Source organism: Pseudomonas sp. LAIL14HWK12:I1 (genome assembly GCF_003202095.1).
GTDB classification, from domain to species: Bacteria; Pseudomonadota; Gammaproteobacteria; order Pseudomonadales; family Pseudomonadaceae; genus Aquipseudomonas; species Aquipseudomonas monteilii.
The window spans coordinates 313,659-338,593 of sequence record NZ_QJKG01000002.1; the positions used below are offsets into that span (position 1 = coordinate 313,659).

Sequence of the window (24,935 nt, forward strand, 5' to 3'; positions counted from 1 at the left end):
GAAAATCGCCGCGCACTGAACAGTTTGCCTGGGGGGCATTCTTCGATGAATCAACGTAAAAAGCCGGATCTGCTGTGGATCCTGGTGTTCATTTTTGGCCTGGGTGTGGTCACTACCGGTTATGCGCAAGGGTTCTGGGAGCGCAAGCTGGACAACGCCTACCAGATGCCGGTCGACGCCAGCCAGCCACCACAACGTTGATGCCCTCGCTGGCGCCGCTCAACGCGGCGCCAGGTACCAGCCACGGTCCGAGACCGTCCCCTGCAGCGGTACATCCCAACTGGCCTGCGCCAGCCGCTCGACCTTCTGGCATTCATGCGCCAGCCCCAGCAGCAAAGGCTTCTTCCAGGTTTTGCGACGCCCCTGGTAGGCCAGGCTGCGATCATAAAAGCCGCCACCCATGCCCAGGCGCCCGCCCACTTCATCGAAACCGACCAGCGGCAGCAGGATCAGGTCCAGCGCCCAGATCGGCCGTTGGCGCTTGCGGTCGGTGACCGGTTCGGGAATACGAAAGCGGTTGGGCCTGAGCTTTTCGCCCTGCTCGAAACGCTGGAACACCATGCGTGTACGTGGCCAGGCGTGCAGCACCGGCAGGTAGGTGTGCTTGCCGCGGCGTTGAGCTTCCCGCAGCAGCAGCCCGGGGTCGATTTCGCCGTCGTTGGGCAAATACAAGGCAATGTGCCGGGCGCGGCGGAACAGCGGGTGTTGCGCCAGTTGGCGGTACAGGCCGAGGGTGGCCTGGCGTTGCTGGGCAGGGGTAAGGGCGCGGCGGGCGTTGCGAAGCAGGCGACGGAGCTGGGGGCGGGTGAGCGGCGCGGTGTCGGTCATGGCACGGGCGATCCCAGAAGTGATGGCCGACATTGTTGGCCAAAACGAATTGCCCGCCAGAAGGGGCGGGCAAGAAAATTCAGGCTCCCCGATAAGACCGCTATCGGTGTAGCCCTTGAACCCGAAAGTTCAAGGTGGAGATTGCAGGGGGCGTTAAGGCTTTCCGTCGGGCGGACATGCACACCGGCCCCAGCGTGCAACCCCCGTGGTTGTGCGTATCGGCTCAGGGACATAACCGACTGGCGCATCCCCCAGGGAGTGGCGCCAGTATACCAATGTCAGCCGATTTTGGTACCCGTGTCGTCGGACAGCGCCTGATCGACCCGCTCCAGCAGGTCGCGTACCTGTTCGCGGGTGGTGCCGCCGGCCGGCGCTTCATTGCGGTCTTCCTGGCGGTGCAGCATCTCGTGGGTAATGTTCAAGGCCGCCATCACCGCGATACGGTCGGCGCCAATCACCTTGCCGCTGCTGCGGATCTCGCGCATTTTGCCGTCCAGGTAGCGGGCGGCGCTGACCAGGTTGTTGCGCTCTTCCGGCGGGCAGATGATCGAGTATTCCTTGTCGAGGATCTGCACGGTGACGCTATTGCTTGAACTCATGAGTCTTGCTCCAGAGCCTTGAGGCGTAAAATCATCGACTCGACTTTGCGCTTGGCGATCTCGTTCTTTTCGATGAGGTGGGCGCGCTCTTCGCGCCAGGATTTCTCCTGCGCTACTAGGAGTGCATTTTGCCGTTTTAGTTGCTCGACGCGTTCGATCAGCAACTCGAATCGGCTCATCAGTGCCTGCAGGTCGTTCTCTTGCGTGGGTTGCACTCGATTCGCTCCGTCGTTGAGTCACCTGGCGATGATGCCTCTCCCTGGGCGGCGACGGCCAGTGCCGATGGTCTTGGCGCGCCTGCCGGTGCTAGGATACAAGGTCTCCATTCTAGTCATTGCGCCGTCTGGCGCCTAGCTGCCCATGCCCAATACCCAATCGCCCTACATCGCCTTCGCCATGCTGCTTTCGAGCAATGGCCACCCTGTTACCCCGGCCGAGCTGCACGGCCTGCTGATCGGCCGCAGCTGCGCCGGTGCCGGCTTTGACGCCGACGGCTGGCTGGCAGATGCCGCCCAGCTGCTGGAAACCGAGCCCGGTGATACCGTGCGCAATGCCCTGGTCGGCCTGCAGGAAATGGTCAAGGGCGAGCTCACCAGCGACGACATGGCCATTGTCCTGCTGTTGCCTTCCGACGACGCCGCACTGGGCGACCGCGCCACCGCACTGGGCCAGTGGTGCCAGGGCTTCATCACCGGTTTTGGCCTGAATGCCGGTGGCAAGGACCTGTCCGACGAAGCCAAGGACGTGCTGCAGGACCTGGTGGCCATTTCCCAGGTGCAGGAAGCGCTCGAAGAGTCCGAAGATGGCGAGAGCGACTACATGGAAGTCATGGAATACCTGCGCGTGGCTCCGCTGTTGCTGTTTTCCGAGCTGGCCAAGCCGGCCGCACCCGCGCCCAAGCCATCGCTGCACTGATCAACCGGGGGTAGTCTGCCCATGAGCCACATTCCCAAGGCCGAGTATGCCCGTCGGCGCAAGGCGCTGATGGCGCAGATGGTCCCCAACAGCATCGCCATCCTGCCCGCCGCCGCAGTTGCCATCCGCAACCGCGACGTCGAGCACGTGTACCGCCAGGACAGCGATTTCCAGTACCTCAGCGGCTTCCCGGAGCCGGAGGCAGTGATTGCGTTGATCCCCGGGCGTGAGCACGGCGAGTACGTGCTGTTTTGCCGTGAACGCAACCCCGAGCGCGAGCTGTGGGACGGCCTGCGGGCCGGCCAGGAAGGCGCCGTGCGCGATTTTGGCGCCGACGATGCCTTCCCCATTACCGACATCGACGAGATTCTGCCGGGCCTGATCGAAGGCCGCGAGCGGGTGTACAGCGCCATGGGCAGCAATGCCGAGTTCGACCGCCGGCTGATGGACTGGATCAACGTGATCCGCTCCAAGGCCCGCCTGGGCGCGCAGCCGCCGAACGAGTTCGTTGCGCTGGATCATCTGCTGCACGACATGCGTCTGTATAAATCGGCGGCGGAAGTAAAAGTGATGCGCGCGGCGGCAGACATTTCTGCACGGGCCCATGTGCGGGCCATGCAGGCCTGCCGGGCCGGGCTGCACGAATACAGCCTGGAAGCCGAGCTGGATTACGAATTCCGCAAGGGCGGGGCGAAGATGCCGGCCTATGGCTCGATCGTCGCAGCCGGGCGCAATGGCTGCATCCTGCACTATCAGCAGAACGACGCCCTGCTCAAGGATGGCGACCTGGTGCTGATCGATGCCGGCTGCGAAATCGACTGCTACGCCAGCGACATCACCCGCACCTTCCCGGTTAGCGGGCGTTTTTCGCCCGAGCAGAAGGCCATCTACGAGCTGGTGCTCAAGGCCCAGGCGGCGGCCTTTGCCGAAATTGCCCCCGGCAAGCACTGGAACCACGCGCATGAGGCGACCGTGCGGGTGATTACCGAAGGCCTGGTGGAATTGGGCCTGCTTACCGGTGAGGTACAGGCGCTGATCGACAGTGAGGCCTACCGCGCCTTCTACATGCACCGTGCCGGGCACTGGCTGGGCATGGATGTGCACGATGTGGGCGAGTACAAGGTGGGGGGCGAGTGGCGAGTGCTTGAGCCCGGCATGGCGCTGACCGTCGAGCCGGGCATCTACATTGGCGCCGACAATCAGGCCGTGGCCAGGAAGTGGCGCGGCATTGGTGTAAGGATCGAGGACGACGTGGTGGTGACCAGGCAAGGTTGTGAAATCCTGACTTCGGGCGTGCCGCGCACGGTTGCCGAGATCGAGGCGCTGATGCAGGCCGCCCGCAAGGACGCGGCATGAACCGGGTGAACCTGGCGATCATCGGCGGTGGTCTGGTTGGTGCAAGCCTGGCTCTGGCCCTGCAAGCCGGGGCCAAGGCGCGTGGCTGGAAGATCCTGCTGATCGAACCGTTCGCCCCCGGCGACAGCTTCCAGCCCAGCTACGATGCGCGTTCTTCGGCGTTGTCGTTCGGCACCCGGCAGATCTACCAGCAGCTGGGCCTGTGGCAGGCCATTGGTCACCGTGCAGAGCCGATCCGTCAGATTCACGTGTCCGACCGTGGCCGCTTTGGCGCCACTCGCCTGGATGCCCTGGAAGAGGGCGTTCCAGCGTTGGGCTACGTGGTGGAAAACGCCTGGCTGGGCCAATGCCTGTGGCAGGGGTTGGACAGTGAGGTGGTGAGCTGGCGCTGCCCGGCGGAAGTCACCTCCATGCAGGCGATCGAAGGTGGTTACCGCCTGCGCTTGAATGACGATACCCAGCTTGAATGCGACCTGGCGGTACTGGCCGACGGCGGCCGTTCCGGCCTGCGCGAGCAACTGGGTATTCACGTACGCCACACGCCTTACCAACAGAGCGCCTTGATCGCCAACATCACCCCGGGTGAAGCCCACGGCGGCCAGGCGTTCGAGCGTTTCACAGAAGAAGGCCCCATGGCCCTGCTGCCGCTGCCGGAAAACCGCTGCGCGCTGGTTTGGACACGCCAAGGCATGGATGCACGGCGTCTGGCCGACATCGACGAGCGCAGCTTCCTGCGTGAACTGCAGGGCGTGTTTGGCTATCGCCTGGGCGCGTTGCGCCAGGTTGGCGCGCGTCACCTGTACCCGCTGTCGCTGATCGAGGCCCAGGAGCAGGTGCGGCCGCACCTGGTGGTACTGGGCAATGCCGCGCACAGCCTGCACCCCATTGCCGGCCAGGGTTTCAACCTGTCGCTGCGCGATGTGCAATCGCTTGCCGACGCGCTGCTGGCCGGACCGCAGCAGCCTGGCGACCTGACCACGCTGCAGGCCTATCACCAGCGCCAGCGTCTGGACCAAGCCATGACCATCGGCTTTTCCGACCAGGTCACGCGCCTGTTCGGCAGCAACCAGCCGTTGCTGGCCGCCGGGCGTAACCTCGGCCTGCTCGGGCTAGACCTGCTGCCGCCGGCCAAAAGCTGGTTTGCCCGCCAGGCCATGGGCCTGGGTACCCGACCCGATCCGCGGGGCCAGGCATGAGCAACCCGCGTAAACTGGCGCGCCGGGCGCGCATGCTGCGCTGGCTGCTGAACCTCTACCCACCTTACCTGGGCGCCGGGATCCGTGTGCAGCACATCAGCCCGGACATGCGCAGCGTCAAGGTGGCGATGAAGCTGACCCGCTGGAACCGCAATTATGTCGGTACGCAGTTCGGCGGCAGCCTGTATTCGATGGTCGACCCGTTCTACATGTTGCTGCTGATCGAGCAGCTGGGCCGCGACTACATCGTCTGGGACAAAGCCGCCAGCATCGATTTCATCTCGCCGGGCAAAGGGCCGGTGTATGCCGAATTCCACGTCGATGACGCGCTGCTGGCCGACATTCGCCAGCAGACCGCCACTGGCAAGAAGTGCCTGCCGCGTTTGCAGGTCGATATCCGCGATGGTGCCGGGGAACTGGTGGCGCGGGTCGATAAAACCCTATACGTGCGGCTCAAGCCGCAAGCGAGGCTGGCGTAAGGCATGGAAATGCGTGCAGATCTGTTGATTGTCGGTGCCGGTATGGTCGGCAGCGCCCTGGCCCTGGCATTGCGCCACAGTGGCCTGCAAATCCTCTTGCTCGATGGCGGGCCGCTCACGGTCAAGCCATTCGATGCGCAAGCCCCGTTCGAGCCGCGTGTCAGTGCGCTTTCGGCGGCCAGCCAGCGTATTCTCGAACGCCTTGGCGCCTGGGACGGCATTGCCCAACGGCGTGCCACACCGTATTCCGACATGCATGTGTGGGACGGCAGTGGCACTGGGCAGATCCACTTCTCGGCCGCCAGTGTGCATGCACAGGTGCTCGGCCATATCGTCGAGAACCGGGTGGTGCAGGACGGCCTGCTGGAGCGCCTGCACGACAGTGACATAGGCCTGTTGCCCAACGCGCGTCTGGAGCAACTTCGACGCTCGGGTGACGAATGGCTGCTGACCCTGGCTGATGGCCGTCAGCTGCGTGCGCCGCTGGTGATCGCGGCCGACGGCGCCAATTCGGCCGTGCGGCGCCTGGCCGGCTGCGAAACCCGCGAGTGGGATTACCTGCACCATGCCATCGTGACAAGCGTGCGTTGCAGCGCCGGGCACCAGGGCACGGCCTGGCAGCGCTTCACCGATGAAGGGCCATTGGCGTTCCTGCCGTTGACCCGCAACGGCCAGCACGACTGGTGCTCGATTGTGTGGTCGACCACGCCAGAGCATGCCGAGCAGTTGATGGCGCTGGATGAAGCGGCCTTCTTGCAGGCCCTTGAGCGCGCCTTCGAGGGGCGCCTGGGTGATGTACTGCAGGGCGACCCTCGGGTGTGCGTGCCGCTGCGCCAGCGCCACGCCAAGCGCTATGTGGATGAAGGCCTGGCATTGATCGGCGATGCCGCGCACACCATTCACCCGCTGGCCGGGCAGGGTGTGAACCTGGGCTTCCTGGATGCTGCGGTGCTGGCCGAGGTGCTGGTCAATGCCTGCGAGCGTGGTGAACGGCTGGCAGATGTGAAGGTGTTGAGCCGCTACGAGCGGCGGCGCATGCCGCACAACCTGGCGTTGATGGCGGCCATGGAAGGTTTCGAGCGGTTGTTCCAGGCTGATCCGCTGCCGTTGCGTTGGTTGCGAAATAGCGGGTTGAAGCTGGTGGAGAAGATGCCAGAGGCCAAAGCGGTGTTTGTGCGGCAAGCGTTGGGGCTTTCCGGGGACCTGCCGGAACTGGCCAAGGCTTGAGATTGTTGGGGCCGCAAAGCGGCCCCTCTGCAACATCCGGTAACGGCTAGGTAGATGAGCCAGAAAATGGGATTCACTACCATTTGCACCTCTCAAACGATCCGAGGAGTGCTTCACATGTTGCCACGCAAGCCCCTACTGGCCGCCCTGGCCCTGACCCTGTTCGGCGGCGCCGCCCAGGCGGCGGACGAAGTGGTGGTGTACTCCTCGCGCATCGACGAGCTGATCAAGCCGGTGTTCGATGCCTACACCGCCAAGACCGGGGTCAAGATCAAGTTCATCACCGACAAGGAAGCCCCGCTGATGCAGCGCATCAAGGCCGAGGGCGAAAACGGCGTGGCCGACCTGCTGCTGACCGTCGACGCCGGCAACCTGTGGCAGGCTGAGCAGATGGGCATCCTGCAGCCGATCAAGTCCGACATCATCGACCAGAACATCCCGTCGCAGTACCGCGCCTCGTCCCATGACTGGACTGGCCTGAGCCTGCGCGCGCGCACCATCATCTACTCCACCGAGCGGGTCAAACCCGAAGAGCTGAGCACCTACGAAGCCCTGGCCGACAAACAGTGGGAAGGCCGCCTGTGCCTGCGCACGGCGAAGAAGGTGTACAACCAGTCGCTCACCGCCACCCTGATCGAAACCCATGGCGAGCCCAAGACCGAGCAAATCGTCAAAGGCTGGGTCAACAACCTGTCTACCGACGTGTTCTCCGACGACAACGCGGTGATCCAGGCCATCGAGGCCGGCCAGTGCGACGTGGGGGTGGTCAACACCTACTACTACGGCCGCCTGCACAAGCAGAACCCGAAGTTGCCGGTGAAGATCTTCTGGCCCAACCAGGGAGACCGTGGTGTGCATGTGAACCTGTCGGGTATCGGCCTGACCAAGCACGCGCCGCACCCGGAGGCCGCGAAAAAGCTGGTGGAATGGATGACCGGCGAAGAGGCGCAGAAACTGTTCGCCGACATCAACCAGGAATTCCCGGCCAACCCGAAGGTGAAGCCATCGGAGGAAGTGGCCGCTTGGGGCAGCTTCAAGGCCGATACCATTCCTGTGGAAATCGCCGGCAAGCGCCAGGCTGAAGCCATTCGTTTGATGGATCGCGCTGGCTACAACTAAGCGCCAGGCCTTATCCTTCCGGGGCCTGCGAGGGCCCTTTCGCGGGCAAGCCCGCTCCCACAGGAACTGCACAGAGTCCAGACCTTGTGCGGTCCGTGTGGGAGCGGGCTTGCCCGCGAACGACCGCAAAGCGGTCGCAAATCAGCCACAGAGACAGTCAACTTGCCCCACACCCTCCAACGCCGCTGGTACCTCCCGGTCTCCCTGATCTCCGCCCTGGTGCTGTTGCCCTTGAGCGTGCTGCTGCTGTCCTGGCAGTCGATCGATACGCAAATCTGGTCGCACCTGCTCGACACCCAGATGGCCCGTCTGCTCAGCAACACGCTGACGCTGGTGGTGGGCGTCGGCATCGGCGTCACCGTGCTGGGCGTCAGCCTCGCCTGGCTCACCAGCCTCTGCGAGTTCCCCGGCCGGCGCTGGCTGGACTGGGCGCTGATGTTGCCATTCGCCATCCCGGCCTACGTGCTGGCGTTCGTCTTTGTCGGCCTGCTGGATTTCGCCGGCCCGGTGCAAAGCGCCCTGCGCGAGGTATTCGGGCCCATGCGCCTGCCACGGGTGCGCTCCACTGGCGGGGTGATCATCGTCCTGGTGCTGGTGTTCTACCCCTACGTCTACCTGCTGGCGCGCACGGCCTTCCTGGCCCAAGGCAAGGGCCTGATGGAAGCGGCACGGGTATTGGGGCTGTCACCGGTGCAAGCGTTCTGGCGCGTGGCCCTGCCCATGGCGCGGCCAGCCATCGGTGCCGGCGTCGCCCTGGCCCTGATGGAAACGTTGGCCGACTTCGGCGCGGTGGCGGTGTTCAACTTCGACACCTTCACCACCGCGATCTACAAGACCTGGTACGGCTTCTTCAGCCTTTCCAGTGCCGCCCAACTGGCCAGCCTGCTGTTGCTCGCGGTCATGCTGGTGCTGTACGGCGAGCGCCGTGCCCGCGGTGCCAGCCGCAGCGGCAACGAACGTCCGCGCGCGCAGGCGCTGTATCACCTACGTGGGTTCAAGGCACTGCTGGCCAGCGGCTGGTGTCTGCTGGTGTTCGCTTGCGCCTTCGTCATCCCGCTGCTGCAGCTGCTGGCGTGGTTCTGGCTGCGTGGCCGACACGACCTGGACGAGCGTTATGTCGGCTTGGTGCTGCACACCCTGTACCTGGGTGGCATGGCAGCGCTGGTGACGGTGTGCGTGGCGCTGCTTCTGGCCTTTGCCCGCCGCCAGGCACCGACCGGTGGCATTCGCGCCGGGGTCGGCCTGGCCAACCTGGGCTATGCCTTGCCAGGCTCGGTGCTGGCCGTGTCGATCATGCTGGCCTTCAGTTACCTCGATAACCACCTGGTGATCCCGCTGTCCAGTTGGTTGGGCGGGGCCGGTAAGCCGCTGTTGCTGGGCAGCCTCTCGGCGCTGCTGCTGGCCTACCTGGTGCGTTTCATCGCAGTGGCCTACGGGCCGCTTGAGAGCAGCCTGGAACGTATTCGCCCGTCACTGCCCGAGGCCTCCCGCAGCCTGGGCGTCGGTGGCGCGAGATTGTTTTTCAGGGTGTATCTACCGTTGCTGGTCCCGGGCGCGCTCAGTGCCGCGCTGCTGGTGTTCGTCGATGTGCTCAAGGAAATGCCGGCCACCTTGCTGATGCGACCGTTCGGCTGGGACACCCTTGCCGTTCGGGTATTCGAGATGACCAGCGAGGGCGAGTGGGCGCGCGCCTCGCTGCCAGCATTGACGCTGGTGCTGGTGGGCCTGCTGCCGGTCATCGGCCTGATCCGCCGTTCGGCGCGTCGACCCGGTCACAGTCACTGAGGGTGCCAGCTTGCGACCTTGCGGCTACAATGCGCGGCATTCGCGCGGCGGGTCCTTACAACAAGAGCTGACGACCAACGTCATCGACCGCCGCCGCTTCGCCACGCCCGGAAGGAGAAACCCATGGGACAGCGCACGCTTTTGTATGACCTGCACCTGGCGCTAGGCGCCAAAACGGTCGATTTCGGTGGCTGGGACATGCCCCTGCACTATGGCTCGCAGGTCGAGGAGCACCACCAGGTGCGCAGTGACTGCGGCGTTTTCGATGTTTCCCACATGACCGTGATCGATGTCGACGGCAGCGACGCCACCGCTTGGCTGCAGCGCTTGCTGGCCAACGACGTGGCCCGCCTCGACGACACCGGCAAGGCGTTGTACAGCCCGTTGCTGCACGAGCAGGGCGGGGTTATTGACGACCTGATCGTCTACCGCACAGAAAGCGGCTACCGTCTGGTCACCAATGCCGCCACCCGTGCCAAGGTGCTTGACTGGTTGCAGCAGCAGCGAGCCGGTTTTGCCGTGGACTTCCAGGTCCGGCCCGACTTGGCCATCCTCGCCATTCAGGGGCCACATGCCCGCGAAAAAGTCGCAGCGCTGCTCAGCCCTGCGCGCGCTGCACTCATCCGCGAGTTGCGTCCGTTCGAGGGCGTCAGCGAAGGCGACTGGTTCATTGCCCGCACCGGCTATACCGGTGAGGACGGCCTGGAGATCATCTTCCCGGGTGAGCAGGCCGTAGCCTTCTTCAACGACCTGGTCGGCGCTGGCATCGCGCCCAGTGGCCTTGGCGCCCGCGACACCCTGCGCCTGGAGGCCGGCATGAACCTGTACGGCCAGGATATCGATGAAACCCACACACCGCTGACGTCCAACCTGGGTTGGAGCATCGCCTGGGAGCCGGCCGAGCGCGACTTCATCGGCCGCAGCGGCCTGCTGGCGGAAATCGAGCACGGCGTGCAGGAAAAACTGGTCGGCCTGGTGCTGGAAGAGCGCGGCGTGCTGCGTGCCCACCAGGTGGTGCGCGTAGCCGGGATTGGCGAAGGGGAGATCACCAGTGGTAGTTTCTCGCCTACGCTGAGCAAGTCCATTGCCTTGGCGCGCGTGCCCATGGCCACCGGCGACCGGGCCGAGGTGGAAATTCGCGGCAAGTGGTACCCGGTGCGGGTCGTCAAACCGACCTTCGTGCGCCACGGCAAGATCCTGATCTGAACCATTTTTAACCGGCGGGCGTACCGCTGAGCCAATCGAGGAATTCAACACATGAGCAATATCCCCGCTGACCTGCGTTTTGCCGAAAGCCACGAGTGGGCTCGCCTGGAAGCCGACGGCACTGTGACCGTGGGCATCAGCGACCACGCCCAGCAAGCCCTGGGTGACGTGGTGTTCGTCGAGCTTGCCGAAGTTGGCAAGGTGTTCGCTGCAGGCGACGCTGCTGGTGTGGTCGAGTCGGTAAAAGCCGCTTCGGACATCTACGCCCCGATCGGTGGCGAAGTGATTGCGGTCAACGAAGAGCTGGCCGACAGCCCGGAGCAGCTCAACGAAGAGCCTTACAGTGCGTGGATCTTCAAACTGAAGCCAAGCAACCCGGCCGAGCTGGAGAAGCTGCTGGATGCTGCCGGTTACGCCGCTGCTATCGGCGAGTAAGACCACGTCGCCTGCTTCGCGGCTAAAGCCGCTCCCAGGAACTGCGCCGCAGCCAAAGCCGGTGCGATCCCTGTAGGAGCGGCTTTAGCCGCGAAGAGGCCGGGCCTGCAAACAAGTTTTCCCGCAGCATCCCCGATCCCTTCCTAGACTTATAAGTCTCCATGAGACCCGGTCTAGGAAGAGAGCGTCGTCATGTCACAGTCGCCATCCCTGCATCAACTGCAAGAGCTCAACCCTTTCCTGCGTCGCCACCTGGGCCCCGATGCCGCAGAGCAGCAGGCCATGCTCAACGCCCTGGGTATTGCCACCCGCAGTGAGCTGATCGAGCAGACCGTCCCCCCCGACATCCGCCTCAACCGCCCCCTCGACCTGCCGCCAGCGTTGGACGAACAGGCCGCTTTGGCCAAGCTCGCCGCCTACGCCGAACAGAACCAGGTGTGGACCAGCCTGATCGGCATGGGCTACCACGGCACCATCACCCCTACGGTCATCCTGCGCAACGTGCTGGAAAACCCCGGCTGGTACACCGCCTACACGCCGTACCAACCCGAAATCGCCCAAGGCCGCCTGGAGGCGCTGCTGAACTTCCAGCAAATGGTCATCGACCTCACCGGGTTGGCGTTGGCCAATGCCTCGCTGCTTGACGAAGCGACCGCTGCCGCCGAAGCCATGGCCCTGGCCAAGCGGGTGGCGCGCAACAAGAGCAACGCCTTCTTTGCCGACGAGCACTGCCACCCGCAAACCTTGTCAGTGTTGAAGACCCGCGCCGAAGGCTTTGGCTTCGAGCTGATCGTCGACGCTGTGGACAACCTTGGCAAACACGCGGTGTTCGGTGCTTTGTTGCAGTACCCCGACACCCACGGCGAAGTGCGCGACCTGCGCCCGCTGATCGACCAGTTGCACAGCCAGCAGGCCTTGGCCTGCGTGGCCGCCGACCTGCTCAGCCTGGTAGTGCTGGCACCGCCCGGCGAGCTGGGTGCCGATGTGGTGTTGGGCTCGACCCAGCGCTTTGGCGTGCCGATGGGCTACGGCGGCCCCCACGCGGCCTACTTCGCCTGCCGGGACGACTACAAGCGGGCCATGCCGGGGCGTATCATTGGCGTGTCGCGCGATGCCCGTGGCAACACCGCGCTACGCATGGCCCTGCAAACCCGCGAGCAACATATCCGCCGCGAGAAGGCCAACTCCAACATTTGCACTGCCCAGGTGCTGCTGGCCAACATTGCCAGCTTCTATGCGGTGTACCACGGCCCGGAAGGTCTTCAACGCATCGCCCAGCGTGTGCATCGGCTGACCTTTATCCTGGCGGCAGGGCTTGAGGCCAAAGGCATCAAGCGCCTCAACCAGCACTTTTTCGATACCCTTACCCTGGATGTTGGCGGGGCCCAGGCGGCCATCATCGAAAGCGCCGAAGCTGCGCAGATCAACCTGCGGATCCTCGGCCGTGGGCACTTGGGCGTGAGCCTGGACGAAACCTGCAACGAACAGACGGTGCTGCGCTTGCTCGACATTTTCGCGGGGGTGGATCACGGCCTGGAAATTGCCGCCCTCGACCAGTTGGCCCTGCCTGAAGGCATCCCTGCCAACCTGGTGCGGCGTACACCTTTCCTCGCGCACCCGGTGTTCAATCAGCACCACAGCGAAACCGAAATGCTGCGCTACCTCAAACAGCTGGAGAACAAGGACCTGGCGCTGAACCAGTCGATGATCCCGCTGGGTTCCTGCACCATGAAGCTCAATGCCACCAGCGAGATGATCCCTATCACCTGGCCCGGTTTTGCGCAGCTGCACCCGTTTGCCCCGGCAGGGCAGGCCACGGGCTACAAGGCGATGATCGACGAGCTGGAAAGCTGGTTGTGCGCGATTACCGGTTTCGATGCCATCTGCATGCAGCCCAACTCCGGTGCCCAGGGTGAATACGCCGGGCTGATGGCCATTACCCGCTATCATCACAGCCGCCATCAGCCACAGCGCACACTGTGCCTGATTCCCTCGTCAGCCCACGGCACCAACCCGGCTTCGGCGCAGATGGCCGGCATGGAGGTGGTGATCGTTGATTGCGATGACCATGGCAACGTTGACCTGGCCGACCTCAAGGGCAAGGCCCACGCAGCTGGCGAGCGCTTGTCGTGCCTGATGATCACTTACCCATCGACTCATGGTGTGTACGAAGAAGGCATTCGGGAAATCTGCGAGGTGGTGCATCAGTACGGCGGCCAGGTGTACATGGACGGCGCCAACCTCAATGCCCAGGTAGGCCTGGCGCGCCCGGCGGACATTGGGGCCGATGTTTCGCACATGAACCTGCACAAAACCTTCTGCATCCCCCACGGCGGTGGTGGCCCGGGCATGGGGCCGATCGGCATTCGCGCGCACCTCAAGCCGTTTGTCGCCAGCCACCCGGTGGTGCCGGTGGCTGGCCTGGACCCGAACAACAGCGCGGTCAGCGCCGCCCCTTGGGGCAGCGCGAGCATCCTGCCGATCAGCTGGATGTACATCGCCATGATGGGGCCGCAGTTGGCTGATGCCAGCGAGGTGGCCATTCTCTCGGCCAATTACCTGGCCAGCCAGCTGGGCGGTGCCTTCCCGGTGCTCTATCGCGGGCGCAACCAGCGCGTGGCGCACGAGTGCATCCTCGACCTGCGGCCGCTGAAAGCGCAGACCGGCATCAGTGAAGAGGATGTGGCCAAGCGCCTGATGGACTATGGCTTCCATGCCCCGACCATGTCATTCCCGGTGCCGGGCACGCTGATGGTGGAGCCGACCGAGAGTGAGTCGAAGGCCGAGCTGGACCGGTTTGTCGAGGCGATGCTGGCGATTCGTGCGGAGATTGCCGAGGTGCAGGAGGGCAACTGGCCGGCGGAAAACAACCCGCTCAAGCATGCGCCGCATACATTGGAAGATGTGTTGGGGGTGTGGGATCGGCCCTATACCCTGGCGCAGGCGGTGGCGCCCAGTGCGCATGTGCGCCAGCACAAGTACTGGCCGGCAGTGAACCGGGTCGACAACGTGTATGGGGACAGGAACCTGTTCTGTTCGTGTGTGCCGGTGGAGGCGTATCGCTAAAATCGGTGTTGGATTCTTCGCGGGCATGCCCGCTCCCACAGGAATTGCACAGGGCTCAAACCTCGCGCGATCCCTGTGGGAGCGGGCGACGCGGTTATTCGGCTACCGCATTCTTGGCCAGGATGGCATTCGCCAGCTCCATGTCAGAAGCCTGCATCCCCGGGTTCTCCGCCCGCACCTGCTTCAACGCCGCCTCCAGAAACGGCCCGCGAATGGCGCCTTCGCTGGCCACGAAGCTGCCGGCATCATCCTGTGCCGCTACTACCAGCTTGTGATCGTGCGAGGTCAGGTAGCTCGATGCCGTGGTAGCACCGGAAGTCATCACGTTACGCCAAAAGGTATCGGCCATGGCCGAGCCAATAGGCAGAGAAAGCAAGGCAGCGGCGGCGATGGCGGTTTTGAGACGCATGTTGAAACACCTCGAAGGGTGAGGGTTGAAGATGCGCCGTTGGATCTTTTCCGGTGAGGCAAGTTCCTTGAATACAAAGGACTTTTCGTCAGGTGCAGACGCGCAGCACTTCCTCTGGGCGGGTTTGCCCGCTAGCCACTTTGGCCTCCCCGCAACGGCGCAGGTCAATCAGTCCATCGGCCAGCGCCTGGCGCCGTAGATCGGTCAGATCGGCGTTCGGGCCAATCAAGGCGCGCAGGTTTTCGCTGGGTTGCAGCAGTTCGAACAACCCAGTGCGCCCGTGAAAGCCAGTGCCACGGCAGGTTCGGCAGGTTGCTGATGCATGGGCCTGGCAGTCGGTGCACACAGTACGCACCAAGCGCTGAGCCATGACCCCGACCAGGGTCGCCTTGATCAGGTAATCGGCCACACCCAGCTCTTGCAGGCGGGTGATGGCCGAACAGGCATCGTTGGTATGCAGGGTCGACAATACCAGGTGCCCGGTCAGGGCTGCCTGCACTGCCACCAGCGCGGTTTCGCGATCGCGGATTTCACCGATCATGATGATGTCCGGGTCCTGGCGCAGCATGGCGCGCACCCCGTTGGCAAAACCCAGGTCCAGCGCGGGCTGCACCTGCAACTGGTTGAAGGCGGGTTCCAGGCGTTCGATCGGGTCTTCGATGGTGCACAGGTTGACCTGTGGCGTGGCCAGCAGCTTGAGGCTGGCGTACAGCGTGCTGGTCTTGCCGGAACCCGTGGGGCCGGTGACCAGAATGATGCCCTGGCGCTGGCGCAGCAGGCTTTGCCAGCGGGCCAGTTGCGGCCCTTCCAGGCCGAGGCGGTCGAAGCCCTCGTGCACCTGGTGCGGGTCGAACAGGCGCAGTACCAGTTTTTCGCCGAACGGGGTCGGCAGGGTAGACAGCCGCAGCTCCACCTCGCCGCCGCCCGGCTGCCGGCTTTGCAGGCGACCGTCCTGTGGCCGGCGCTTTTCTGCGACATCCATGCGGCTCAGGTGTTTCAGGCGGCTCACCAGCGCCAGGGTGACATTGGCGGGAAAGGTGTAAACGGTATGCAGCAGGCCATCGATGCGGTAGCGCAGTTGGCCCTGTTCGCGGCGTGGCTCCAGGTGGATATCGCTGGCGCGTTGCTCGATGGCGTACTGCAGCAGCCAGTCGACGATATGCACGATGTGCGCGTCGTCCGCGCTGGCCTCGGATTGACGCTTGCCCAGCTCCAATAGCTGTTCGAGCTCGCCCAGACTGGCCGACTGCTGGTGTTGCGCGCCTTTCACCGACTGCGCCAAGCGCTGGAACGATTGCCCTGACTGGCGGATCTGCGCCGGGCTGGCCAGCACGCGGCGGATTGGCCGGCCCAGGCTGCGGGCCAGGTCTGCCTGCCAGTCATCCTGGTAGGGCTGGGCGCTGGCGACGGTGATGCTGGACGCGTCGGCGGCGACAATGAGGATGCCGTGGCGCTGGGCGAAGGCCGGGGAGATCAGGCCGGCTACCTGGGGCAGGTCGAGCTGCATGGGGTCAATGCGCAGGTAGGGCTGGCCGACCTTGCCGGCCAGCCATTGGCAGAGGCGGTCCAGGTCCAGAACCTGGCCGGGGTGTTGGCGGTCTTGCAGTCCGCAGGCGGCGATCAGCTCCAGCGGGTGGCTTGCCGGGTGGGCGGTTGCGTGTTCGAGGACTTGCAGGGTGTCGTTGGCGTGCAGGTGCTGGTCGGCGAGCAGGGCTGCGAGCACGCGCTTGAGGTCGAGTGCTGGATTTTCGGGAGAGTGCATGTTGGCGTCCGTGCCTGATGAGGGAGTCCTGACCAAGGCTAGACGGATGGGGGAGGTGCACCGAAGCTGAAGGGTTTCGGGATTTTGCTGTGGCTGTCAGACCACCGCCAGTTCCACCCGTTGCTGGTTGGTCAGGCTCACTTCGCCCACACATACCAGGTTACGCAGTTTCTGCGCAATCACCTCGGCCCGGTGCCAGCTCAGCCCGCCAATGCCGACTTCGATATTCAGCCAGTCGTCCTGCTGGCTGACCTGCACGCTGTGCGGCGTCAGGAACTGCAGGGCAAACAGGTTGAGCACCCGGCACAGGCTGTCGGGCTCGGCTTCCGCTTGCAGGCTGTAGTGCACGGTGCTGTGGGCGTTGCTGGCGGCCCAGGTGTCGGTACGAGGTTGTGCGTTCATGCTGGTCTCCGCGAATGTGGGAGAAATTCTTGCACGTTGAGGGCGGTATTTTTTCGCTATGATTTGGTGGTTTTTTGGATTTGTCGAATAAATCTATTCGAAAATTACCCATTTGGAGAATCATCAATGCAAAGCGAGCTGGATGCCTACGACCGTCGCATTCTTGAGTTGCTACAGGAAGACGCTTCGCTGTCCAGCGCGCAGATCGCCGAGCGTGTGGGGCTGTCGCAATCGCCGTGCTGGCGGCGCATTCAGCGGTTGAAGGAGGAGGGGGTGATTCGTGGGCAGGTGACCTTGCTGGACCGCAAGAAGGTCGGCCTGAACACGCAGATTTTCGCCGAGGTGAAGCTCAATGCGCACGGGCGCTCCAACTTCACCGAGTTCACCGAGGCGATTCGCGGGTTCTCGGAGGTGCTGGAGTGTTATGTGCTGATGGGGTCGGTGGACTTTCTGCTGCGGATCGTCACATCGGACATCGAGGCCTATGAGCGCTTCTTCTTCGAAAAGCTGTCGAACGTGCCGGGTATTCAGGAAGTGAATTCGATTGTGGCACTATCGGAGATCAAATCCACCACCAGCCTGCCACTGTCGCGTTGAAGCATTCGCGGGCATGCCCGCTCCTACAGGTATTGCGCCAAGCCTGAGGCCTGCGCTGTACCTGTGGGAGCGGGCGAGCCCGCGAAGAAGGCGACGCGCTATCACGCCTTGAGCAGATGCTTCCAGCCGCGGCTCTGGTCTACCGCCCGAGCCTGCTCGATACGCGCCTCCAGCACTTCATCGCTGATCGGCAGCTCAGCCAGCTCATGCAGCTTCTTCAGGTCGCCATACAGGCGGTCCATCTGCGGCGCTTCGAGCGCCTGGCGGGCATGGTGCAGCCAGGCCAGCAGCTGTTCGATACGTGGTAATTGCTCGGCCAGGTCTTCCGGGCGCTGGGTGTACAGCGGCAGCTTCAACGCACGGCCTTCCTCGCCTAGCAGGTGTCCCAGCCAGCTGGCCAGCTGCGCCTTGCCCTGACGCTCGCCACGGCCCTTGCGCTCGGCAGTCCAGGCGCGGGCCAGCAGCCAGCGCGAAGTTTCCAGCGAGAACTGGCCCCAGCGCACGTCTTCCAGCTCTTCGGCGAACTGCTCGGGCGCGGCGCGGCGGATGTCTTCGTCATCGTTGCCGGCCTGTACCAGCGGGCGCCAGTCTTCCAGCAGGGCGTCCAGGCTGCTGCGCAGGTCGCGGGTAGTGGCGCGTGGCGCGGCCTGGCCCAGGCTGGCGGTGATGGCGCGCAGCTCGCTCAGGCACTCGACCCAGTCCTGCAGCAGGCGCCAGTGGCCGTTGTGGCGGTATTGCTCGGCCAGACGCTGGCTGCTGCCCAGCAGTTGCCAGGCCAGGGCGGCGTAGGCATCGTCCACGGCCATTTCGGCGTCCAGCTCGGTGTGCGGCAGGCCCAGCTCGTAGCTGTCCGGCTCCAGCAGCCGGTAGCCACGCTCGGCCTTGCTGATGTCGCAGGGCATCAGGGGCAGGCTGGCGGCCAGCTCGGCGGCCAGCTCCAGCAGGGCTTGCGGTTCACCTTCGCGCAGTTCCAGCTCCAGCTCGCAGATTTCTTCCTTGCGCTTGCCGGCGATCACGAAGCCCTGGTCCAACGCAGCCTCGATCACGACTTTGCTCTTGCCACGGCCCCAGGCGATTTCGGCGTATTCACGGCTGAAGTCGGTGGTGAACAGCGGCTTGATGGTTTTCTTGTCCAGGTTGGCCAGTTGCTCGGGCCAGCAGGTGGCGTCCAGCTTCTTCAGGTCGAGCTTGACCTTGTCCAGGTTCCACTCGTACTCGTTGCGCTCGGACAGCCCAGCCACGCTGGTGCCGCGGCACTTGAGGGTCTGGATGACGGCGTCGCCGTCGCGGCGCAGGCGCAGGGCAACACGGGCGGCGGACAGCTCACGCTCGGGGGTGTCGAAGTACTGGTTGAGCAGTTCGCGGGTCTGCCAGCCGGACTTGTTGCGCTTTTTCAGCAGAGGGTGCTCGCGCAGGGCGGCAAGGGTCTCGCGGCTGGCGCGGAGCTTCAGTTCGGTTTCTTTGTGCATCACAGACTCGAAGGGGGGCGTGGTTGACGCAGAGTCTACAGCAGTCCGCCGCCAACGGTTTATTCCAGACAGCGGATAGTCCTATGATGGGCAACGCTTCCGAGGAGTATGCGCATGCCGTTGCCGACGCTGAAAGACCAGTTTGCCGCCTTGATCGCCGCGCCTTCGGTCAGTTGCACCCAGCCCGCGCTGGACCAGTCCAACCGCCAGGTCATCGACCTGTTGGCCGGCTGGCTGGGCGACCTGGGTTTCACGTGCGACATCCAGCAGGTCAGCCCCGGCAAGTTCAACCTGCTGGCCAGCCGTGGCACAGGCCCGGGCGGCCTGGTGCTGGCGGGGCACAGCGACACCGTGCCCTATGACGAACAGCTGTGGGCCAGCGACCCACTGAAGCTGACCGAGGTCGATGGCCGCTGGGTCGGCCTGGGCAGCTGCGACATGAAGGGCTTCTTCGCCCTGGTCATCGAAGCCGTCATCCCGCTGCTGGAGCACGACTTCAAGCAACCGCTGCTGATCCTCGCCACTTGCGACGAAGAAAGCTCCATGTCCGGCGCCCGCGCCCTAGCCGAAGCCGGCCAGCCGCTGGGCCGCGCGGCGGTAATCGGCGAGCCGACCGGGCTACGACCGATCCGCATGCACAAGGGCATCCTCATGGACCGCATCGACATCCTCGGACGCAGCGGCCATTCGTCGGACCCAAACCTGGGCCGCAGCGCCATGGAGGCCATGCACGCGGTAATGGGCGAACTGATGGGCCTGCGCCAGCAATGGCAGCAAACCTACCGCAACCCGCAGTTCACAGTGCCGACGCCGACCCTGAACTTCGGCTGTATCCACGGGGGTGACAACCCCAACCGCATCTGTGGCCAGTGCGCCCTGGAGTTCGACCTGCGGCCGTTGCCGGGCATGGACGTGGAGCAGTTGCGCGCCGCCATCCGCGAGAAGCTGGTGCCGGTGGCCGAGCGCCATGATGTGCGCATCGACTACGCGCCGCTGTTCCCGGAGGTGCCGCCGTTCGAGCAGGCCGCCGATGCCGAGCTGGTGCAAGTGGCGGAGCGCCTGACCGGCCACCGCGCCGAAGCGGTGGCGTTCGGCACCGAAGCGCCTTATCTTCAGCAGCTGGGCTGCCAGACCATCGTGCTGGGCCCTGGCGACATCGCCTGTGCCCACCAGCCCGGCGAATACCTTGAAATGTCACGAATCGAGCCTACCGTGCGTCTATTGCGTGACCTGATCCGGCACTATTGCCTGAACTAAACGTCCATTGAGCTGATTCGTTCCTGCCTAGAGGAGACCGCGCGTGACCGCAAGCCTGTTCCGACGATGATCCTGAACGCCCCTGTACCGCCGTTCTCCGTCCACTTATCCACAGGCCCTGTCATGCCCGACTACGTCAACTGGCTGCGTCATGCCTCCCCGTATATCAATGCTCATCGCGACTGCACCTTCGTGGTCATGCTCCCTGGCGATGGGGTGGAACACCCTAATTTCGGCAACATCGTCCACGACCTGGTGCTGCTGCACAGCCTGGGCGTGCGCCTGGTGCTGGTGCATGGCTCGCGCCCGCAGATCGAAAGCCGCCTGGCTGATCGCGGCCTGACCCCGCACTACCACCGTGGCCTGCGCATCACCGATGCCGCCACCCTGGATTGCGTGATCGATGCCGTCGGCGCTCTGCGCCTGGCCATCGAGGCACGCCTGTCGATGGACATCGCCGCTTCGCCCATGCAGGGCTCGCGCTTGCGCGTGGCGTCCGGCAACCTGGTCACGGCGCGGCCGATCGGCGTGCTCGAAGGCGTGGACTACCACCACACCGGCGAAGTGCGCCGGGTCGACCGCAAGGGCATCAGCCGCCTGCTCGACGAGCGCTCCATCGTGCTGTTGTCGCCGCTGGGCTACTCGCCCACCGGTGAAATCTTCAACCTGGCCTGCGAAGACGTGGCCACCCGCGCTGCCATCGAGCTGGGCGCCGACAAGCTGCTGCTGTTCGGCGCAGAGCCGGGGCTGCTGGATGCAGATGGCAAGCTGGTGCGCGAGCTGCGCCCACAGCAGGTTGCCCCACATCTTCAGCGTTTGGGCAGTGATTACCAGGGCGAATTGCTGGATGCCGCGGCCGAAGCCTGCAAAGGCGGCGTGGCGCGCAGCCATATCGTCAGCTATGCCGAGGACGGCGCCTTGCTGACCGAGCTGTTCACCCGTGGCGGTGGCGGCACGCTGGTGTCGCAGGAGCAGTTCGAAGTGGTGCGCGAGGCGACCATCGAGGACGTGGGCGGTTTGCTGGAATTGATCAGCCCGCTGGAAGAGCAGGGCATTCTGGTGCGCCGTTCGCGTGAGGTGCTGGAGCGGGAGATCGAGCAGTTCAGCGTGGTCGAGCGCGAAGGCATGATCATCGCCTGTGCGGCGTTGTACCCGATTGCCGACTCCGACGCCGGTGAACTGGCGTGCCTGGCGGTGAACCCGGAGTACCGACATGGCGGGCGTGGCGACGAGCTGCTGGAGCGCATCGAAAGCCGGGCGCGGCAGTTGGGGTTGAACACCCTGTTCGTGCTGACGACGCGTACCGCGCACTGGTTCCGCGAACGCGGGTTTGCGCCGAGCGGGGTCGAGCGGCTGCCAGCGGCGCGGGCTTCGCTGTACAACTACCAGCGCAATTCGAAAATCTTCGAGAAGCCTCTGTAAGCCTGTACCGGCCTCCTCGCGGGCTCGCCCGCGAAGCAGGCGACACCGATCTTGAACGAAAACGCCGCCCTTGGGGGCGGCGTTTTTGTTTACACGGTATGCAGGTACCAGTTGTACTCGAGGTCGGAGATCGAGTGTTCGAACTCCTCCAGCTCGCTCTCCTTGCACGCGACGAAGATGTCGATGTACTTCGGATCGATGTACTTGTTCAGGATCTCGCTGTCGTCCAGCTCGCGCAGGGCATCGCGCAGGTTGTTCGGCAGGCTCTGCTCCAGCTGCTCGTACGAGTTGCCTTCAATCGGCTCACCCGGCTCGATCTTGTTGGTCAGGCCATGGTGCACGCCCGCCAGCACGGCAGCCATCATCAGGTACGGGTTGGCGTCGGCACCGGCCACGCGGTGCTCGATGCGCACGGCGTCCGGCGAGCCGGTCGGCACGCGCAAGGCCACGGTGCGGTTGTCCAGGCCCCAGCTCGGCGCGTTCGGTACGTAGAACTGCGCGCCAAAGCGGCGGTACGAGTTCACGTTCGGGCAGAGGAACGCCATGGACGCTGGCAGGGTCTCGAGCACACCGCCGACAGCGTGACGTAGCGCGGCGTTCTGCTCGGGATCCTCGCTGGTGAAGATGTTGTTGCCATCTTTGTCCAGCACGGAAATGTGTACATGCAGGCCGTTGCCTGCCTGGCCCGGGTAGGGCTTGGCCATGAAGGTGGTGTCCATTTCATGGTCGTAGGCGATGTTCTTGATCAACCGCTTGAGCAGTACCGCATAGTCGCAGGCCTTGAGCGGGTCGGCCACGTGGTGCAGGTTGACTTCGAACTGCGCCGGGGCGCTTTCCTTGACGATGGCGTCGGCCGGGATGCCTTGCTCTTTCGCGCCTTCGAGGATGTCCTGCAGGCAGTCGGCATATTCGTCGAGGTCGTCAATCAGGTACACCTGGGTCGACTGTGGGCGTTTGCCCGAAATCGGCGAGCGCGGCGGCTGCGGGCGGCCGTTCACGTTCTCCTGGTCGATCAGGTAGAACTCCAGCTCGAACGCGGCACAGATGGTCAGGCCCATTTCGGTGAACTTGCTCACCACCTGGCGCAGCACTTCACGCGGGTCGGCGAAGAACGGCTCGCCTTCCAGCTCGTGCATGGTCATCAGCAGCTGGGCAGTCGGGCGTTTTTGCCAGGGTTCATTGGAGAGGGTGCCAGGGATCGGGTAGCAGATGCGGTCAGCATCGCCGATGTCCAGGCCCAGCCCGGTGCTTTCGACGGTGGAACCGTTGATGTCCAGGGCGAAGAGGGAGGCAGGCAGGTTGATGCCTTTCTCGTAAACCTTGTGGAGGCTGGTGCGCTCTATGCGCTTGCCACGCACCACACCATTCATATCTGCAATCAGAAGGTCAACGTAGAGAACCTCAGGATGTTCCTTAAGGAACGCGTTCGCTTCGTTAAGCTGAACGGCACGCGGGGGTACCGACATGATGCAACACCTTTGTTGTTAAAAATATCAATCAAGGGGGGCTTGCAGGACCAGTCAATCGAAAAGCCATACTGATGTCAAGCCAACCCCATGATGCCCTGAAATGGCACATCTACGGCAGATTTGCTGCATATCGGGGCAAGCCATTATCCGCTATTTCCCGCGTAAAGGGCTATCTCCGACGCGCCGTGTTTTATTTTTTACGGAGGTGTTGTGTAAAAAAATGAACAAGGCTAAGCTCGGCTTCAACCCAAAACACAATAATACGAGGGTCATATGGTCCGCTTGCCGCGACCTGAAAGCACTGCCTGGGCAGTGCCATCGGGTATCTCCGCCGTTTTTGCAAGCTTCGTCAATGGCATGGCCGCCCTGGCCGCAATAATTGACGTTTGGCGCTCCCGGGCCCGCCCTCGTAGCGGCTTGCCGCTCTTCGCTTCGTCTTCCTGCCTTTCGAACTCATTACGGACACAGCTGTTTTCAGTGTATCCACTGTGGCTCTGCGCGGGGGTTTTTGCTTTAGCAATGTACTCCATCCAGAATCAGAGCGTGGACCACCTTACCTCCTGAGGTATTTATGAGTAACAACCTCGACCAGCTCACCGATTGGTTGAAAGAGCACAAGATTACCGAAGTCGAATGCATGATCAGTGACCTGACCGGCATCACGCGCGGCAAGATTTCGCCTACCAACAAATTCATCGCCGAAAAAGGCATGCGCCTGCCTGAGAGCGTGCTGCTGCAGACCGTGACCGGCGACTACGTCGACGACGACATCTATTACGAACTGCTCGATCCGGCAGACATCGACATGATCTGCCGCCCTGACGAGAAGGCCGTGTTTCTGGTGCCTTGGGCCATCGAGCCGACCGCGCAGGTGATCCACGACACCTACGACAAGAAGGGCAACCCGGTCGAACTGTCGCCACGCAACGTGCTGAAAAAAGTGCTCAAGCTCTACGCCGACAAGGGCTGGCAGCCGATCGTCGCGCCCGAGATGGAGTTCTACCTGACCAAGCGCAGCGAAGACCCGGACTTCCCGCTGCAGCCACCGGTTGGCCGTTCGGGCCGCCCGGAAACCGGACGTCAGTCGTTCTCGATCGAAGCCGCCAACGAATTCGACCCGCTGTTCGAAGACGTCTACGACTGGTGCGAACTGCAACAGCTGGACCTGGACACGCTGATTCACGAAGACGGCACGGCGCAGATGGAAATCAACTTCCGTCACGGCGACGCGCTGCATCTGGCCGACCAGATTCTGGTGTTCAAGCGCACCATGCGCGAAGCGGCGCTCAAGCACAACGTGGCCGCCACCTTCATGGCCAAGCCGATGACCGGCGAGCCGGGCAGTGCCATGCACCTGCACCAGAGCGTGGTCGACGTGGCCACCGGCAAGAACATCTTCAGCAACGAAGACGGCAGCATGAGCGCGCTGTTCCTCAACCACATCGGTGGCCTGCAGAAGTTCATCCCCGAGGCGCTGCCGCTGTTCGCCCCCAACGTCAACTCCTTCCGCCGCTTCCTGCCCGATACCTCGGCGCCGGTGAACGTGGAATGGGGCGAGGAAAACCGTACCGTCGGCCTGCGAGTGCCGGACGCCGGCCCGCAAAGCCGCCGGGTCGAGAACCGCCTGCCAGGTGCCGACGCCAACCCTTACCTGGCCATCGCCGCCAGCCTGCTGTGTGGCTACATCGGCATGGTCGAAGGCATCGATGCCAGCGCGCCGGTGCAGGGCCGTGGCTACGAACGCCGCAACCTACGCCTGCCACTGACCATCGAAGATGCCCTGGAACGCATGGAAAACAGCCGTGCACTGGTGCAGTACCTGGGCAAGAAGTTCATCACCGGCTACGTCGCCACCAAGCGCGCCGAGCACGAGAACTTCAAGCGAGTCATCAGTTCCTGGGAGCGTGAGTTCCTGCTGTTTGCTGTCTGATCAACTT

23 protein-coding genes and 1 other RNA gene are annotated in these 24,935 nt (G+C 63.8%); 15 read left to right on the top strand and 9 right to left on the bottom strand.

Annotation, left to right across the window (positions count from 1 at the left end; translation table 11 throughout):
* Positions 1–45 precede the first annotated feature (45 nt).
* Positions 46–201 (top strand): hypothetical protein, encoded by a 156-nt coding sequence (locus D906_RS26595; RefSeq protein WP_019098108.1) that lies wholly within the window; start codon positions 46–48, stop codon positions 199–201.
* An 18-nt stretch (positions 202–219) separates the two neighbouring features.
* On the opposite strand, the gene D906_RS06390 is transcribed toward D906_RS26595, so the two are convergent.
* The 4 genes from D906_RS06390 to D906_RS06405 form a co-directional block, all read right to left on the bottom strand.
* A complete protein-coding gene (locus D906_RS06390) occupies positions 220–828 on the bottom strand; it encodes a 5-formyltetrahydrofolate cyclo-ligase (RefSeq protein ID WP_025752146.1) in 609 nt (202 codons plus the stop codon).
* A gap of 81 nt (positions 829–909) precedes the next feature.
* Positions 910–1,089, bottom strand: a non-coding RNA gene (gene ssrS / locus D906_RS06395) — 6S RNA.
* 17 nt (positions 1,090–1,106) lie between these two features.
* Positions 1,107–1,427: a cell division protein ZapA gene (locus tag D906_RS06400; protein WP_019098106.1), complete on the bottom strand. Its 321-nt coding sequence runs from the start codon at positions 1,425–1,427 to the stop codon at positions 1,107–1,109.
* Positions 1,424–1,606, bottom strand: coding sequence for a TIGR02449 family protein (locus D906_RS06405; RefSeq protein ID WP_029886233.1), 183 nt, complete (start codon positions 1,604–1,606; stop codon positions 1,424–1,426). Before D906_RS06405 ends, D906_RS06400 begins: the two co-directional genes overlap by 4 nt.
* Positions 1,607–1,787: 181 nt before the next feature.
* Between D906_RS06405 and D906_RS06410 the strand changes: the two genes are divergently transcribed.
* From D906_RS06410 to gcvP, 10 genes are all read left to right on the top strand, one after another.
* Complete coding sequence (locus D906_RS06410) at positions 1,788–2,342, top strand: YecA family protein (protein ID WP_019098105.1); 555 nt, start codon at positions 1,788–1,790, stop codon at positions 2,340–2,342.
* 21 nt (positions 2,343–2,363) lie between these two features.
* Positions 2,364–3,698: a Xaa-Pro aminopeptidase gene (gene pepP, locus D906_RS06415; protein ID WP_019098104.1), complete on the top strand. Its 1,335-nt coding sequence runs from the start codon at positions 2,364–2,366 to the stop codon at positions 3,696–3,698.
* Positions 3,695–4,894, top strand: coding sequence for a 2-octaprenyl-6-methoxyphenyl hydroxylase (gene ubiH, locus D906_RS06420; RefSeq protein ID WP_019098103.1), 1,200 nt, complete (start codon positions 3,695–3,697; stop codon positions 4,892–4,894). The genes pepP and ubiH overlap by 4 nt, the downstream gene beginning before the upstream one ends.
* Positions 4,891–5,373, top strand: a complete 483-nt coding sequence (locus D906_RS06425; RefSeq protein WP_019098102.1) for a DUF4442 domain-containing protein — start codon at positions 4,891–4,893, stop codon at positions 5,371–5,373. The genes ubiH and D906_RS06425 overlap by 4 nt, the downstream gene beginning before the upstream one ends.
* A gap of 9 nt (positions 5,374–5,382) precedes the next feature.
* Positions 5,383–6,600, top strand: a complete 1,218-nt coding sequence (locus D906_RS06430) for a 2-octaprenyl-3-methyl-6-methoxy-1,4-benzoquinol hydroxylase (protein WP_174244656.1) — start codon at positions 5,383–5,385, stop codon at positions 6,598–6,600.
* 117 nt (positions 6,601–6,717) lie between these two features.
* Positions 6,718–7,719: an extracellular solute-binding protein gene (locus D906_RS06435; protein ID WP_025752158.1), complete on the top strand. Its 1,002-nt coding sequence runs from the start codon at positions 6,718–6,720 to the stop codon at positions 7,717–7,719.
* Positions 7,720–7,881: 162 nt separating this feature from the next.
* On the top strand, positions 7,882–9,504 hold the full coding sequence (locus D906_RS06440; protein WP_027614819.1) for an iron ABC transporter permease: 1,623 nt from the start codon (positions 7,882–7,884) through the stop codon (positions 9,502–9,504).
* A gap of 123 nt (positions 9,505–9,627) precedes the next feature.
* Positions 9,628–10,710 (top strand): glycine cleavage system aminomethyltransferase GcvT, encoded by a 1,083-nt coding sequence (gcvT, locus tag D906_RS06445; protein WP_025752162.1) that lies wholly within the window; start codon positions 9,628–9,630, stop codon positions 10,708–10,710.
* Positions 10,711–10,761: 51 nt separating this feature from the next.
* Positions 10,762–11,145, top strand: a complete 384-nt coding sequence (gcvH, locus tag D906_RS06450; RefSeq protein ID WP_027614820.1) for a glycine cleavage system protein GcvH — start codon at positions 10,762–10,764, stop codon at positions 11,143–11,145.
* A gap of 192 nt (positions 11,146–11,337) precedes the next feature.
* Positions 11,338–14,211 (top strand): aminomethyl-transferring glycine dehydrogenase, encoded by a 2,874-nt coding sequence (gcvP, locus tag D906_RS06455; protein WP_027614821.1) that lies wholly within the window; start codon positions 11,338–11,340, stop codon positions 14,209–14,211.
* A 94-nt stretch (positions 14,212–14,305) separates the two neighbouring features.
* Here the strand turns inward: gcvP and D906_RS06460 are convergent, their stop codons facing one another.
* From D906_RS06460 to D906_RS06470, 3 genes are all read right to left on the bottom strand, one after another.
* Positions 14,306–14,620 (bottom strand): DUF2388 domain-containing protein, encoded by a 315-nt coding sequence (locus tag D906_RS06460; RefSeq protein ID WP_019098663.1) that lies wholly within the window; start codon positions 14,618–14,620, stop codon positions 14,306–14,308.
* Positions 14,621–14,708: 88 nt separating this feature from the next.
* Positions 14,709–16,382: a GspE/PulE family protein gene (locus D906_RS06465; RefSeq protein WP_019098662.1), complete on the bottom strand. Its 1,674-nt coding sequence runs from the start codon at positions 16,380–16,382 to the stop codon at positions 14,709–14,711.
* 96 nt (positions 16,383–16,478) lie between these two features.
* Positions 16,479–16,784, bottom strand: coding sequence for a hypothetical protein (locus D906_RS06470; RefSeq protein WP_027614822.1), 306 nt, complete (start codon positions 16,782–16,784; stop codon positions 16,479–16,481).
* 126 nt (positions 16,785–16,910) lie between these two features.
* Here D906_RS06470 and D906_RS06475 point away from each other — a divergent pair, with 126 nt between their 5' ends.
* Positions 16,911–17,381, top strand: a complete 471-nt coding sequence (locus D906_RS06475) for an Lrp/AsnC family transcriptional regulator (RefSeq protein WP_019098661.1) — start codon at positions 16,911–16,913, stop codon at positions 17,379–17,381.
* A 101-nt stretch (positions 17,382–17,482) separates the two neighbouring features.
* Here D906_RS06475 and D906_RS06480 read toward each other — a convergent pair whose 3' ends face one another.
* A complete protein-coding gene (locus D906_RS06480; protein ID WP_019098660.1) occupies positions 17,483–18,850 on the bottom strand; it encodes a CYTH domain-containing protein in 1,368 nt (455 codons plus the stop codon).
* 114 nt (positions 18,851–18,964) lie between these two features.
* Between D906_RS06480 and argE the strand changes: the two genes are divergently transcribed.
* Positions 18,965–20,107 (top strand): acetylornithine deacetylase, encoded by a 1,143-nt coding sequence (gene argE / locus D906_RS06485; RefSeq protein ID WP_019098659.1) that lies wholly within the window; start codon positions 18,965–18,967, stop codon positions 20,105–20,107.
* A gap of 123 nt (positions 20,108–20,230) precedes the next feature.
* Entirely contained in the window at positions 20,231–21,529 is a 1,299-nt protein-coding gene (gene argA / locus D906_RS06490) for an amino-acid N-acetyltransferase (RefSeq protein ID WP_013974710.1), read from the top strand.
* Between the two features lie 89 nt (positions 21,530–21,618).
* Here the strand turns inward: argA and D906_RS06495 are convergent, their stop codons facing one another.
* Positions 21,619–22,995: a glutamine synthetase family protein gene (locus D906_RS06495; RefSeq protein ID WP_016712594.1), complete on the bottom strand. Its 1,377-nt coding sequence runs from the start codon at positions 22,993–22,995 to the stop codon at positions 21,619–21,621.
* Between the two features lie 574 nt (positions 22,996–23,569).
* On the opposite strand from D906_RS06495, the gene D906_RS06505 reads away from it, so the two are divergent.
* Positions 23,570–24,928, top strand: a complete 1,359-nt coding sequence (locus D906_RS06505; protein ID WP_019098657.1) for a glutamine synthetase family protein — start codon at positions 23,570–23,572, stop codon at positions 24,926–24,928.
* Positions 24,929–24,935 lie beyond the last annotated feature (7 nt).

Coding starts and splice junctions, on each gene's coding strand:
- D906_RS06495 (WP_016712594.1), bottom strand. CDS start 22,995: ATGTCGGTACCCCCGCGTGCCGTTCAGCTTAACGAAGCGAACGCGTTC.
- D906_RS06465 (WP_019098662.1), bottom strand. CDS start 16,382: ATGCACTCTCCCGAAAATCCAGCACTCGACCTCAAGCGCGTGCTCGCA.
- D906_RS06470 (WP_027614822.1), bottom strand. CDS start 16,784: ATGAACGCACAACCTCGTACCGACACCTGGGCCGCCAGCAACGCCCAC.
- gcvH (WP_027614820.1), top strand. CDS start 10,762: ATGAGCAATATCCCCGCTGACCTGCGTTTTGCCGAAAGCCACGAGTGG.
- D906_RS06460 (WP_019098663.1), bottom strand. CDS start 14,620: ATGCGTCTCAAAACCGCCATCGCCGCCGCTGCCTTGCTTTCTCTGCCT.
- D906_RS06435 (WP_025752158.1), top strand. CDS start 6,718: ATGTTGCCACGCAAGCCCCTACTGGCCGCCCTGGCCCTGACCCTGTTC.
- D906_RS06480 (WP_019098660.1), bottom strand. CDS start 18,850: ATGCACAAAGAAACCGAACTGAAGCTCCGCGCCAGCCGCGAGACCCTT.
- D906_RS06425 (WP_019098102.1), top strand. CDS start 4,891: ATGAGCAACCCGCGTAAACTGGCGCGCCGGGCGCGCATGCTGCGCTGG.
- gcvT (WP_025752162.1), top strand. CDS start 9,628: ATGGGACAGCGCACGCTTTTGTATGACCTGCACCTGGCGCTAGGCGCC.
- D906_RS06430 (WP_174244656.1), top strand. CDS start 5,383: ATGCGTGCAGATCTGTTGATTGTCGGTGCCGGTATGGTCGGCAGCGCC.
- argE (WP_019098659.1), top strand. CDS start 18,965: ATGCCGTTGCCGACGCTGAAAGACCAGTTTGCCGCCTTGATCGCCGCG.
- ubiH (WP_019098103.1), top strand. CDS start 3,695: ATGAACCGGGTGAACCTGGCGATCATCGGCGGTGGTCTGGTTGGTGCA.
- D906_RS06410 (WP_019098105.1), top strand. CDS start 1,788: ATGCCCAATACCCAATCGCCCTACATCGCCTTCGCCATGCTGCTTTCG.
- D906_RS06475 (WP_019098661.1), top strand. CDS start 16,911: ATGCAAAGCGAGCTGGATGCCTACGACCGTCGCATTCTTGAGTTGCTA.
- argA (WP_013974710.1), top strand. CDS start 20,231: ATGCCCGACTACGTCAACTGGCTGCGTCATGCCTCCCCGTATATCAAT.
- gcvP (WP_027614821.1), top strand. CDS start 11,338: ATGTCACAGTCGCCATCCCTGCATCAACTGCAAGAGCTCAACCCTTTC.
- D906_RS06505 (WP_019098657.1), top strand. CDS start 23,570: ATGAGTAACAACCTCGACCAGCTCACCGATTGGTTGAAAGAGCACAAG.
- D906_RS06405 (WP_029886233.1), bottom strand. CDS start 1,606: ATGAGCCGATTCGAGTTGCTGATCGAACGCGTCGAGCAACTAAAACGG.
- D906_RS26595 (WP_019098108.1), top strand. CDS start 46: ATGAATCAACGTAAAAAGCCGGATCTGCTGTGGATCCTGGTGTTCATT.
- pepP (WP_019098104.1), top strand. CDS start 2,364: ATGAGCCACATTCCCAAGGCCGAGTATGCCCGTCGGCGCAAGGCGCTG.
- D906_RS06400 (WP_019098106.1), bottom strand. CDS start 1,427: ATGAGTTCAAGCAATAGCGTCACCGTGCAGATCCTCGACAAGGAATAC.
- D906_RS06390 (WP_025752146.1), bottom strand. CDS start 828: ATGACCGACACCGCGCCGCTCACCCGCCCCCAGCTCCGTCGCCTGCTT.